12 protein-coding genes are annotated in these 11648 nt (G+C 59.3%); 6 read left to right on the forward strand and 6 right to left on the reverse strand.

The window, feature by feature from the left end; translation table 11 throughout:
• The 3 genes from AC1D06_RS39525 to tpiA form a co-directional block, all read right to left on the reverse strand.
• Positions 1-1020 (reverse strand): CTP synthase (locus tag AC1D06_RS39525; protein ID WP_477990989.1); only part of this gene is annotated, 1020 nt, incomplete at its 3' end.
• A gap of 142 nt (positions 1021-1162) precedes the next feature.
• Positions 1163-1726: a preprotein translocase subunit SecG gene (secG, locus tag AC1D06_RS39530; RefSeq protein WP_477883571.1), complete on the reverse strand. Its 564-nt coding sequence runs from the start codon at positions 1724-1726 to the stop codon at positions 1163-1165.
• A gap of 114 nt (positions 1727-1840) precedes the next feature.
• Positions 1841-2608 (reverse strand): triose-phosphate isomerase, encoded by a 768-nt coding sequence (gene tpiA / locus AC1D06_RS39535; RefSeq protein WP_477990990.1) that lies wholly within the window; start codon positions 2606-2608, stop codon positions 1841-1843.
• A 221-nt stretch (positions 2609-2829) separates the two neighbouring features.
• Between tpiA and AC1D06_RS39540 the strand changes: the two genes are divergently transcribed.
• Both AC1D06_RS39540 and AC1D06_RS39545 read left to right on the forward strand, forming a co-directional pair.
• Positions 2830-4353, forward strand: coding sequence for a caspase family protein (locus AC1D06_RS39540; RefSeq protein WP_477883575.1), 1524 nt, complete (start codon positions 2830-2832; stop codon positions 4351-4353).
• Between the two features lie 113 nt (positions 4354-4466).
• Positions 4467-5081 carry a hypothetical protein gene (locus tag AC1D06_RS39545; RefSeq protein ID WP_477883576.1) on the forward strand — a complete coding sequence of 205 codons (615 nt, stop codon included), beginning with the start codon at positions 4467-4469 and terminating at the stop codon, positions 5079-5081.
• Here the strand turns inward: AC1D06_RS39545 and AC1D06_RS39550 are convergent.
• Positions 5073-5957, reverse strand: coding sequence for an alpha/beta hydrolase (locus AC1D06_RS39550; protein ID WP_477883577.1), 885 nt, complete (start codon positions 5955-5957; stop codon positions 5073-5075). The genes AC1D06_RS39545 and AC1D06_RS39550 overlap by 9 nt on opposite strands.
• 140 nt (positions 5958-6097) lie before the next feature.
• Between AC1D06_RS39550 and parE the strand changes: the two genes are divergently transcribed.
• Together parE and AC1D06_RS39560 are read left to right on the forward strand one after the other, a co-directional pair.
• Entirely contained in the window at positions 6098-8146 is a 2049-nt protein-coding gene (gene parE / locus AC1D06_RS39555) for a DNA topoisomerase IV subunit B (RefSeq protein ID WP_477990991.1), read from the forward strand.
• A 163-nt stretch (positions 8147-8309) separates the two neighbouring features.
• Positions 8310-8915, forward strand: coding sequence for a PilZ domain-containing protein (locus tag AC1D06_RS39560; RefSeq protein ID WP_477883580.1), 606 nt, complete (start codon positions 8310-8312; stop codon positions 8913-8915).
• A gap of 3 nt (positions 8916-8918) precedes the next feature.
• Here AC1D06_RS39560 and AC1D06_RS39565 read toward each other — a convergent pair whose 3' ends face one another.
• Positions 8919-9227 (reverse strand): hypothetical protein, encoded by a 309-nt coding sequence (locus tag AC1D06_RS39565; RefSeq protein ID WP_477883581.1) that lies wholly within the window; start codon positions 9225-9227, stop codon positions 8919-8921.
• A gap of 236 nt (positions 9228-9463) precedes the next feature.
• Between AC1D06_RS39565 and AC1D06_RS39570 the strand changes: the two genes are divergently transcribed.
• Positions 9464-10066 (forward strand): transglutaminase-like cysteine peptidase, encoded by a 603-nt coding sequence (locus tag AC1D06_RS39570; protein ID WP_477990992.1) that lies wholly within the window; start codon positions 9464-9466, stop codon positions 10064-10066.
• A 131-nt stretch (positions 10067-10197) separates the two neighbouring features.
• Here the strand turns inward: AC1D06_RS39570 and AC1D06_RS39575 are convergent, their stop codons facing one another.
• The gene (locus AC1D06_RS39575) at positions 10198-10512 is read right to left on the reverse strand and encodes a DUF6949 family protein (RefSeq protein WP_477990993.1); all 315 of its coding nucleotides are present in this window, start codon (positions 10510-10512) and stop codon (positions 10198-10200) included.
• Positions 10513-10640: 128 nt separating this feature from the next.
• On the opposite strand from AC1D06_RS39575, the gene AC1D06_RS39580 reads away from it, so the two are divergent.
• Positions 10641-11366 carry a hypothetical protein gene (locus AC1D06_RS39580; protein WP_477990994.1) on the forward strand — a complete coding sequence of 242 codons (726 nt, stop codon included), beginning with the start codon at positions 10641-10643 and terminating at the stop codon, positions 11364-11366.
• The last annotated feature ends 282 nt before the right edge of the window (positions 11367-11648 follow it).

Here is an 11648-nt window from a genome sequence, read left to right on the forward strand (position 1 = left end):
GGGCGACGGGTCTTCCTTCTCGAAGATCTCCGATTCGATCCATTCGAGATTGACCTTGACCTGGTTGGCGATGCCGCCGTGATAGAGTGCCTCGATCAGCGACTTATAGGCATCCTTGAGGCCGGTATATTTGCCGACGATGGCGATCGTGACGGTGCCTTCCGGATTGCGGATGCGGCGCGCCACCTCGTCCCAGGCCTCCATGCGCGGCTGCGGCGCCGGCTCGATACCGAAGGCGGCAAGAACCTCGTCGTCCAGGCCTTCCTTGTGATAGGCGATCGGCACGTCATAAATGCTCTGCACGTCCAATGCCTGGATAACGGCAGACGGCCGCACATTGCAGAACAGCGACAGCTTTTTGCGCTCCGCTTCGGGAATCTCCCGGTCGGCGCGCACAAGCAGGATGTCGGGATGGATGCCGAGGGCCTGCAATTCCTTGACGGAATGCTGCGTGGGTTTTGTCTTGAGCTCGCCCGCCGCCGGAATGAACGGCATCAGCGTCAGATGGACATAAACAGCGGTGTGTCGTGGCAGGTCGTTGCCGAGCTGCCGGATCGCTTCGATGAACGGCATGGCCTCGATGTCGCCGACCGTGCCGCCGATTTCGCAGATGACGAAATCGTAGCTCTGATTGCCCTCGGTGACGAAATCCTTGATCTCGTTGGTCACATGCGGAATGACCTGGACGGTGGCGCCGAGATAGTCGCCGCGCCGCTCCTTGTCGATGATGTTCTTGTAGATGCGACCGGTGGTGATGTTGTCGGTCTTGGTCGCCGAGCGACCGGTGAAGCGCTCGTAGTGACCAAGATCGAGGTCGGTCTCGGCGCCGTCATCGGTGACGAACACTTCACCGTGCTGCGTTGGGCTCATCGTGCCGGGATCGACATTCAGATAAGGATCGAGCTTCCTGAGCCGAACCCTATATCCACGGGCCTGGAGCAACGCTCCAAGAGCGGCGGCGGCAATCCCCTTACCAAGAGAGGAAACCACACCGCCAGTGATGAAAACATATCGCGCCATGGGCTTTAATCCCTAATTCGTCCCGGCTGATTCCGCCAGACTTAAATTGAACACGGGCTGTTTTTCCAAAAATTGCGTTGCCGCAAATCCAACAAAAAACCGGCGGGTCAAGCCCGCCGGTTTTTCATCCCAACCCGGGAAATCACTTGGCCGTTGCCGGCTTCTGATCGGTCGTCGTCGTCGCCGGCTTTACCGTTGTTGCGTTGTCTGCCGGCTTCACGTCTGTCTTGGTGTCAGCCGGCTTGACCTCGGTCTTGGTGTCCGCCGGTTTCGTCTCGGTCTTCACGTCGGCCGGCTTGCTGTCCGTCTTCGTGTCGGCGGGCGTGCTGGTGTCGGTGTTGTCGCCGGTCAGCGGAATGTCGTTGTTGTTGGCCGGCTTCTGTTCGGTCTTCTTTTCGTCCGGCTTCTTGCCGCCGAGCGAATTCAACAGGCTCTTGTCGCCCTGGGTCGTGCTGGGCAGCTTGTCGAGAATGTCGCTCGGCTTCGCTTCGTAGCGCGCCAGAAGGCCGAGCGCCAGCGAGGTGGCGAAGAACAAAGCAGCGAGAATCGCCGTTGTGCGGGTCAGCGCATTGGCAGCACCTCGTGCCGTCATGAAACCCGATCCACCGCCGATGCCGAGGCCACCGCCTTCGGAACGCTGGATTAGCACGACGCCGACAAGCGCCAGCACGATCATCAGATGGATCACGATCAAAACGGTCTGCATACATCCATTCCCGCCCGGATCTTGCCGGACATGAGCTCACAGTTGGCGCGCTCTTACACGAGGCTTTGACAATTTGAAAGCCCCAGAGCGCAGATTCAATCGATGGTAAAAACCTCAGGAGATGAGGTTCTCATAGACCCCGCAGATGGCGAGGAAGTCGGAGGATTTCAAGCTTGCCCCGCCGATCAGCGCGCCGTCGACATTGTCGACCGCCATAAGTTCGGCAGCATTCGCGGGCTTGACCGAGCCGCCATAGAGCAATCGCATCTTCCCGCCTTCCTTGCCAAACCGTGACCGCAACTGGTCGCGCAGGAATGCATGCGCCTCGGCGACATCGGCCACCGTGGGCGTAACACCCGTGCCGATCGCCCAGACCGGCTCATAGGCAATCACCGTGTTGGCGGCGGTAGCGGCGTCGGGCACGCAACCGGCCAACTGACCCAGAAGCACGTCGAGTGTGGCGCCGGCGGTACGTTCGGCCTCGGTCTCGCCGATGCAGATGATCGCTTCGAGCCCTGCGGCATGCGCGGCCTCAGCCTTGGCACGGATCAGTGTATCGGTCTCGCCCTGCAGGATGCGGCGTTCCGAATGACCGACGATGACATGCGTGCCGAAACTGTCGGCGACCATCTCGGCCGACACTTCGCCGGTGAAAGCGCCTGATATCTGCGGGTGGCAGTCCTGCGCACCGATCTTCAGCGGGCTGTCGGTGACAAGCGCCGTCGCGACATAAAGAAGCGTCACGGGAGGGCAGATCAGCGTGTCGATCTTCGACGACAGCGGGCCTACTCCCTCGGCCATGGCTTTCAATTCCGGCAAGGACTGGCGCAGGCCATTCATCTTCCAATTGCCGGCGACCAGCGGACGCACATCCGGTGTCATTGTTGCCCTCCTTGATTAAAGTGTCACAGCCTGTATCAGAACCCAGAAAAATATCGCAAGCAAAACTTCCCAAAGGGCATCAGCGCCTTGGCAAAAACGCAATCCGGTGCATAAGAATAAGCGCATAGAATAAATGAGAAGCATTGACCGTACTCCTTTCATAGATTTCAATATCAATCGAATATCGGCCGACATCCGCCGTCGATAAAGGAACACTGGCTATGCGTGCCCTCTCCCGCCCCACCCGGCTTGCTATGGGATTGCTGGCAACGTTCTTTCTCTTCGTCGCGGCGATTGCGGCGGAAGCCAGCCCGCGCATCGCGCTTGTCATCGGCATGGCGAAATACGAGAATATTCCGGGCCTGGCCAACACGGTGAGCGACGCCACCGCGATTGCCGACAAACTCAAGACGCTCGGCTTCGACGTCCATACCTCGATCGACCAGCCGCTCGCCTCGCTGGTCGATACCATCAACAAGTTTTCCTTCCAGGCCGAGACGGCCGATATCGCCATGGTCTACTATGCCGGTCACGGCGTCGAACTCAACGGCGAGAACTTCCTGATTCCCGTCGACCTCAAGATCACCAAGCCCGAGGAAATCGGCTCGCAGGCGATCACGCTCAGAATGCTGCTGAAATCGGTGGAAAACGCTCGCAAGCTCAGGATCGTCATCCTCGATTCCTGCCGCAACAATCCTTTCGCCAACTGGCCGGTTCAGGAGGTCGCCAAGGCAACCTCGGCGAATTACCAGACCGGCGAGGTCACCAAGCTGCGCAGTGGCGGCCTGGCGACGCCCTCGGTCGACCGCGGCATGATGGTCGTTTATTCGGCCAAGGATGGCGAGGTCGCGCTTGACGGCGACGGCGCCCACAGCCCCTTCGCCCAGGCGCTGCTCAACGAGCTGCCGGCCCGCAATGTCGAAATYGGCATGATGTTCCGCAAGGTGCGCGACGATGTCATGGCCGAGACGACGAACAAGCAGGAGCCGCATTTCTACGGCTCGCTGTCCAGCACGCCCTATTTCCTCGCCGGTTCGGACCTCAATGTCGCYTCGCTGAGCGACCGGCAAGCCGCCTGGAGCGCGCTCAAACCCGATCAGGAACTGCAGCTCGCGTCACTCGCCGATGCAGGCAATACACGTGCGATGATCGGTCTCGCCTATATGTCGCTGGCACCGGATAAATCACGTTTCAAGCCGGAACGCGCCTTCGATCTCTTTTCCCGCGCCTCGATGAAGGGTGACGCGGAAGCGATGTTCGAACTCGGGAAACTCTATGAAAAGGGTATCGGCACGAACCAGGATTTTGCCAAAGCGCTGGAACTGTACCGGAAAGCGGCCGATCTCGGTTTTGCCGATGCACTCAACGATCTGGGCTTCCTCTATTATCAGGGCGCGACCGGCCTGCCACGCGACCAGGCCAAAGGCATCCAGCTTTTCCTCAAGGCCGCCGACATGCGCCATCCGCAGGCCATGTACAACGTCGCCTCTTTGATCGATGATGGCGTGATCAAGGGCAAGACATCCGATGATGCCGCCCGCTATCTCTATGCGTCGCTGCGCTCGGGGGTGAAGGACGTGCTCGACCAGTTGACCGAACGGCCGAACCAGTTCAAGCCTGCGACCCGCAAGGCGCTGCAGCAGCTGCTGGCCGAAAACAAATTCTATGCAGGCGGCATTGACGGCAATATCGGCAAGGGCACGCAACGCAGTTTGCGGCTGGCGTTCGGCGAGACCGTCCAGTAGCCAATTCAGGGGACTTATCGGACATGTGGAAGAAATCCGCGGATATTGCCTTGAGAGCAGCACTTCTGGTCTCTGTTGCAGCTTTTGACGTTGCGCCGGCGGCGGCGTCCATCATGCCGACAACGAATCCGGCCGGTGCCACCGACACGGCCGGCGACTTCCCGGTCGGCGTGCCGGATTTCGCGCCGCTGATCCTGGCGCAGTCGGTCGACCATCCAGGCGGGCAAACTGGGGGCAACGATCACTCGACCGACAGCCAGGTCGGCGTTCGTCTCAGCGCGACGATGACGCACAAGGTGGTCCTCGACCTGAATTCGATCCGCAAGGAATGCGGCCATTATGACGAGGCCTACCGCATCGACTGCCTTCGCCAGGGCATCGACATGCTGGCGGCGTCGCTCCCGGACAACAGCGAATACCGCGACGTCAAGCGCATCCTGAAAAAGGCCGGCGGCAAGCTCGGCCGCATCGTCGACACCTACCAGGATTCGTCGAAGCCGAAGCTGGACGCACCAGCGAACGCCAATCCCCGCTTCCGCTCGCGCCGCCACTACACCGCCATCCGTCGCGCCGCGGAGCCAGAGGCCATGGCCAAGGCGCAGAAGGTTATCGACGAGGCGGCGACGCAGCTGCTGCGCTCGAGCGAAAATTCCGAACTCCGCTATGCGCATTACCAGCAGATTTCGGCGGCGGTGAATTCGACCAAGGTCCTGCTGCGTTCATCCTGAGACACGGAAAATCCAGTTGAGGCTGTCGCGCCAATCCGTCATGCGGATCGGCGTGCCATGATTGCCGGTCTGGAACAGCACGAAACGCGTCGGATAGTTCTCCGCGAACAGCGATTTATAGAGCTTGATCTGGTCTGTGGCCGCATAGACCGGATCAATCGAGCCATGGCTGAAAAACATCGGCAGCTTCGCCTGGTAGGCGGCGGTTTTTGGAAAATTGGGATCGGAAATGCCGCTCATGATCATCATGCCGGATAGCTGGCCGACAACCGTGGCGTCGCGGGTCAGCCGCCAGCAGATCAGCGTTCCCATCGACGCACAGGACAGCACGATCTTGGCATGCGGCGCGTTTGCGTGGATATAATCGATCAGTGCCGCAACGTCGCCGGTGCCGCGATCCTCGAAATCCTTGGCGCTCGCAGTGAAATAGACGCCGCCATTGTCGGAGGCGAGATTCTTCAGCCGATTGAAATTGCCGCCGAACGTATAATCATTGGCGCCGAGCTTGCGGTCGCCGCCGCGGCCATGGATGAAGATGACGGCGAATTTTGCCGTCGGCAGTTTTCCAACGCGGAACACATCGACCTTGTGGCCGGCATTCTCCACCGTCTCATAGTGCTGCGACCATGTCACGCCGAGCGAGACATATTTCCCCTTGACCTTATGCTCGGGGATCTCGTCGCGGCCGTAGATGTCACGCTTCTTATTGTAGTCGACGGTGATGAAGGCGCCGCCATCCTCCTGGGCCAGGATGCCGGGATAGGCGAACAGGTCGTCCTCATAGCTCTTGAGCTCCAGCGCCGTGGCCCCATATGCAGGAAGAGCAAGGATAAGAGCGGCTGCAGCGAGCCGGCGGATCATATCAATTGTGGACATCGCGTCCCTTTCCCGATAGAGCCCGGCTGGCATCTTGCCAATGGAGCCTTGCTAACGCAGTTTCCTGGTTATTCGCGAACTCTCAGCCTTCTGGCAGAATCATGTGATTCGCGGAACCAACGATCTCCGAACTGGAACAGATGAGCCAAGCCCTGAATCTCTTCGACGACATGCCCGAAGCCCCCAAACCGGAGCGTCAGACCGTGATACCGGCCAAGGCAGCGGCACCCGCCCCCATCCAGCCCGTAGCGGATAAATCCGGCGAGGACTATGGCGCATCTTCGATTCGCGTGCTCGAAGGGCTGGAACCGGTGCGCATGCGGCCGGGCATGTATATCGGCGGCACCGACGAAAAGGCGCTGCATCATCTGTTCGCCGAAGTCATCGACAACTCCATGGACGAGGCTGTGGCTGGCCACGCCAACTTCATCGATGTCAATCTCGACGCCGAGGGATATCTGACCGTCACCGACAATGGCCGCGGCATCCCGGTTGAAAACCATCCGCAGGTGCCCGGCAAGTCGACGCTCGAAGTGATCATGACCAAGCTGCATGCTGGCGGCAAGTTCGACGGCAAGGCTTACGAGACCTCCGGCGGCCTGCACGGCGTCGGCGTCTCGGTCGTCAATGCGCTCAGCGATTTCGTCGAGGTCGAGGTTGCCCGCAACAAGCGGCTCTATCGCCAGCGCTTTTCCCGCGGCATTCCGCAAGGGCCGCTCGAAGAACTGGGCGAAGTGCACAATCGCCGCGGCACGCGGACGCGCTTTCATCCCGATGCGCAGATTTTCGGTGCACATGCCAAGTTCGACCCGGGCCGCATCTTCCGCATGGCCCGTTCCAAGGCCTACCTGTTCGGCGGCGTCGAAATCCGCTGGTCCTGCACGCCTGAACTGGTCGAAGGCACGGATGTGCCCGACAAGGCGGTGTTCCACTTCCCCGGCGGCCTCAAGGATTATCTCGCCGCCCAGATCGGCAAGGAATTCACCGTCACCCGCGAGATCTTCGCCGGCAAGACGGAAAAATCCGGCGGCCATGGCTCGATCGAATGGGCCGTGACCTGGTATGGCGGCGACATGATGCTGCATTCCTATTGCAACACCATCCCCACGCCCGAGGGCGGCACGCATGAAGCCGGTTTCCGCATCGCGCTGACCAAGGGCCTCAAGGCCTATGCCGAACTCACCAACAACAAGCGTGCCGCCGGCATCACCACCGACGACGTGATGATTTCCGCCGCCGGCATGCTCTCGGTCTTCATCCGCGAGCCCGAATTCGTCGGCCAGACCAAGGACCGGTTGGCAAGTGTCGAAGCACAACGCATCGTCGAAAACGTCATCCGCGACCCCTTCGACCACTATCTTGCCGATAATCCCAACGAAGCCGACAAGCTGCTCGACTGGGTGATCGAGCGTTCCGAGGAGCGGCTCCGCCGCCGCAAGGAAAAGGAAGTCAACCGCAAGACTGCAGTGCGCAAGCTGCGCCTGCCCGGCAAGCTCGCCGATTGCTCGCAGAATACCGCCGACGGCGCCGAACTCTTCATCGTCGAAGGCGACTCGGCCGGCGGCTCGGCCAAGCAGGCGCGCAATCGTACCAACCAGGCGATCCTGCCGTTGCGGGGCAAGATCCTCAATGTCGCCAGCTCCGGCCGGGAGAAGCTTGGCGCCAACCAGCAGATTTCCGACCTGATCCAGGCGCTCGGCTGCGGCACGCGCACGAAATATCGCGAAGAGGACCTGCGCTACGACCGCGTCGTCATCATGACCGATGCCGATGTCGACGGCGCCCACATCGCCTCGCTGCTGATCACCTTCTTCTACCAGGAAATGACCGACCTCGTCCGCAAGGGCCATCTCTTTCTCGCCGTGCCGCCGCTCTATCGCATCACGCAGGGCGGCAAGACGCTTTATGCCCGCGACGACCTGCATCGCGCCGAGCTGATGGAGAAGGAATTCACCGGTCGCGGCAAGGTCGAGGTCGGCCGCTTCAAAGGCCTCGGCGAAATGACCGCACAGCAGCTCAAGGAAACCACAATGGATCCCAGGAGTCGCACGCTGTTGCGCGTCGAGATCGACGAGGTGGATTTCGAAGGCACGCGCGGCGCAGTCGACAGCCTGATGGGCACCAAGCCGGAGGCCCGCTTCCGCTTCATCCAGGAACGTGCGGCGTTTGCCGAGAACCTCGATATTTAGCAGTTGATAATTGTCAATCTGCTAATGATTGTCGCGCTGGCAAACCGGCGCGACAATCGTGCCATTTTGGCCCTCTTCACACACAGAATTGAAACGTCGGCGACACGCTTTGTTAACGCCGCGCCGATTACAATTGGGTTGCCCATGAAGAGTGAGCCATGACATGCCCGCATTCCAGACTGCTGCAGCTTCCACGCCCATGGTTGATACCCGTGCCTTTCAGCGCGTGGTCGTCAACCTGCAAGGACGATTGATGCTTGCGGACCTGTCGGAATTCGATTGCAAGGCCATCGACATGTCGCCGGGCGACATCCATTTCCAATGCACGGCCTTCCCGCAGGTTGGCGAGCGCATCATTGCCTATGTCGATCATATCGGCCGTCTTGAAGGTGCGGTGGTCAAGCTTGTCGATCACGGCTTCATCGTCTCGCTGCAGGCGACCGAACGCAAACGTGAAAAGCTCGCCGCACAGCTGACCTGGCTTGCCAACAAGCAGGAACTCGGCTTGCCGGAAGACCGCCGGCATGAGCGTATCGCGCCGCGCTCGGCCCGGTCGGAACTCGGCCTCGACGATGGCCGCGTCTATCCTTGCCGCATCATCGACCTTTCCATGTCCGGCGCCGCGGTCGAGATCGAAGTCCGTCCCGCCATGGGCACGCCGGTCCGCCTCGGCAACATGCGCGGCCGCGTTGTTCGTCATTTCCAGGAAGGCGTGGCGATCGAATTCCTGAGCCAGTTGAGCCGAGAGAGTTTCGAAGCTTATCGATAAGCTTTACCGGCTTTCGGACTGTATCGGCCGGCCTCGCGCCGGCCTTTCCATTCGTGGCGACGATATCGACTGTTCCAGTTTGAGCCGTAGAGCCATCATTTCAGCCCAATCGCGCCACGATTCCGCCGCGGCCATCAAAAAAAGATTCAACATTTTTTCGGCGGCCAATAACGCTTCATCGCCACAAAATGCCTCGCGGCAGGTCACACGGCCCATCCTTTCATAATCGCGATTTTTGCAAAGCAACAGCAACGGGCAAAAAAGCGAGCGGCATGTGACATCCCGCAAAACTGGGCTTGAAAAAATATCCATGTTTTTCAGCGTGCTAAACGCCTTTCACTCAAATTCGCATCAATTGCTCCGACAATTTGAGGCGAATTCTCTTCGAATGAAATTCAAATGAAGATAAAATGAATCTAAAGTATTATTCAAAATAGATTATCGTTTTATATTTATGCAATTCAATTTAATACTTGATTTTACGGTTGTTTTTCGCGTCGGATAAAAAACTGTGTGTCATTGTCTCAGCATCACGGGGAGACAAGAACATGCAGATCAAAAGCATCGTGACGGGACTCTACACTTGTATTCTACTTGGCGCAGCAGCCAATACTGCATATGCCTATTCGCCCAACATGATGACGCTCGGACGCACCAATCCGCCGATCGGCCACTACCAGTTCTGCCAGGAATATCCCAAGGAGTGCCTGAGCAACGGCGCCGACCCCGGCCCGATCGAGCTCACGGAAGCCCGCTGGAAGACGCTCCTGCAAGTGAACTACAAGGTCAACAGCACGATCCAGCCCGAGACCGACATGGAAATCTATGGCGTCGAGGAAAAGTGGGAATATCCCAAAACCGTCGGTGACTGCGAAGACTATGTCCTGCTCAAGCGCAGGTTGTTGCAGCAGCAGGGCTTCTCGCCCGCGAATCTGCTGATCACCGTCGTCCTGCAGCCCAATGGCGACGGCCACGCCGTGCTCACGGTGCGCACCGATCGCGGCGATTACATTCTCGACAATATGCGCAACAAGGTGCTGCTCTGGTCGGACACCGAATACACCTATCTCAAGCGCCAGTCGGTCAAGAATTCCGGCCAGTGGGTCAAGATCGAGGACGATCACTCGCCGGCCATCGGCAGCGCGGAATAGTGGCGGAAGGTCAATTGGGATCTTGCTGCTGAACAATTAAAGGACCGGTCACGTCCCCAATCCCCGTCCCGACCGGCCCTGTCTGGCCGGCCCCGCGTCCCCGGGGCCGGCCTTTTTGTTATCGTGCGCTGTCATGCGCCCAGGAAATGCACCACCTGCAGCACAACAAACCCGTAGATCGTCGCCCAGCCGGCGGTGATGAGCGCGCCGCTCAAAATATCGCTGCGGCTATAGCCGCCTTCGCGCCATCCTTCCGCGACCCGGTCGAACAGCAGCGCTGGTCCGGCGAGCAGCGCCAGCAGCCAAGGCGTCCACCGCCGCTCGATCTGAAAGCCGGCGCCCTGCTCCGGCAGGCCTTCCAGCATGGTTCGCGCTGCATCGAGAATCGCCAGTGGCACGGCAAGGCCGACCACAAGGCATATGAAAACGTCACCACCAGACATCATGACAGTACTCTACGCGTCGATTGTTTTGACGATAAGCAGCAACCTTCGTGCCAAGCTCAACTGTTCCAGCCTGGCACAGGCAAGGCTGGTTCAGAATACGTACGGTTAACCTTTCCCCGGACGCTGCTATGGCGAGCGATGAGACTGATGATAAGGCGTTGCCGCTTTTATCCAATGGGTTTCTACTGAAACTCACAGCTTTGATTGGCCTGCTCGCGATGCTGACTGCAGCGCTGACCGTGGCCGGCAAATATTACGGCGACCGGCTCGCGATGGACGACCATACCGAGTCGCGCGAACGCATCCACATCGTCGTCGGCCAGGACGTGCTGGCGCTGCCGGCAAATATGATCCGCTTCCAAAACCAGCGGCATGACGGCCAGGCGGATGCGGTCAGCGTCYATCTCTCCTGGCCGGAGCTCGATGGCTATACGGCCAGTTCCAACGGCCGTTTTTCCGACCCGTCCGGCTCGCAGGACCTTATATTCATTGAATTTTCGCAGAGCGTCATGTCGCGCGACATGTCAGGTCGGCTAGGCCCGATCTATAGCCGCCTCTTCACCGGCGATCCGCAGGCGGGGCCAGCGGGGCTGATCCTCCATCATCTCGATCCAAAATCAGGATTCAGCAACGAGGCCGTGCTGACCGGCATGACCAGGACTGGCGAAGCCTATGTCGTCCGCTGCCTCCTGCCACCAGCCGATGCCAAGCCCACCACGGCGGATTGCCAGCGCGACATCCATGTCGGCCATGACCTTACGCTGCTCTATCGATTCTCATCCGAACTTCTGCCCGACTGGGAGATGCTGGATGCAAAAATGCAGGCTTTTGCGCACCAGCATATCCAGAACTAAGCCGGCCTCTGCTTCGCGTCCGCTGTTCGAAACGGGACGAAGCTACGGAAATTTCTCGCAAATGCACAGAAATGCATAAACCCATAGGCCGGAATAAACTGATTGGTAACCCTGACAAACTAGATTTCTCTTTCAAGTCCACTGGGTCCGAGCCCCGGCCAGTCCAACAGCAGCGAAGAGTTAGCATAGTGTTCCAATCCAGATTCCAGTTGCCCGATGTTATGGGCAAGATCGTCAAGACCCTTTGCTCCGTGGTTCTGGCAGTGTCGCTGGGATTCGGGC

The sequence above is a fragment of the Rhizobium sp. P2_G2 genome (genome assembly GCF_056403555.1).

Coding starts and splice junctions, on each gene's coding strand:
- AC1D06_RS39545 (WP_477883576.1), top strand. CDS start 4,467: ATGCCGACAACGAATCCGGCCGGTGCCACCGACACGGCCGGCGACTTC.
- AC1D06_RS39560 (WP_477883580.1), top strand. CDS start 8,310: ATGCCCGCATTCCAGACTGCTGCAGCTTCCACGCCCATGGTTGATACC.
- AC1D06_RS39550 (WP_477883577.1), bottom strand. CDS start 5,957: ATGTCCACAATTGATATGATCCGCCGGCTCGCTGCAGCCGCTCTTATC.
- AC1D06_RS39575 (WP_477990993.1), bottom strand. CDS start 10,512: ATGATGTCTGGTGGTGACGTTTTCATATGCCTTGTGGTCGGCCTTGCC.
- tpiA (WP_477990990.1), bottom strand. CDS start 2,608: ATGACACCGGATGTGCGTCCGCTGGTCGCCGGCAATTGGAAGATGAAT.
- secG (WP_477883571.1), bottom strand. CDS start 1,726: ATGCAGACCGTTTTGATCGTGATCCATCTGATGATCGTGCTGGCGCTT.
- parE (WP_477990991.1), top strand. CDS start 6,098: ATGAGCCAAGCCCTGAATCTCTTCGACGACATGCCCGAAGCCCCCAAA.
- AC1D06_RS39570 (WP_477990992.1), top strand. CDS start 9,464: ATGCAGATCAAAAGCATCGTGACGGGACTCTACACTTGTATTCTACTT.
- AC1D06_RS39565 (WP_477883581.1), bottom strand. CDS start 9,227: ATGGATATTTTTTCAAGCCCAGTTTTGCGGGATGTCACATGCCGCTCG.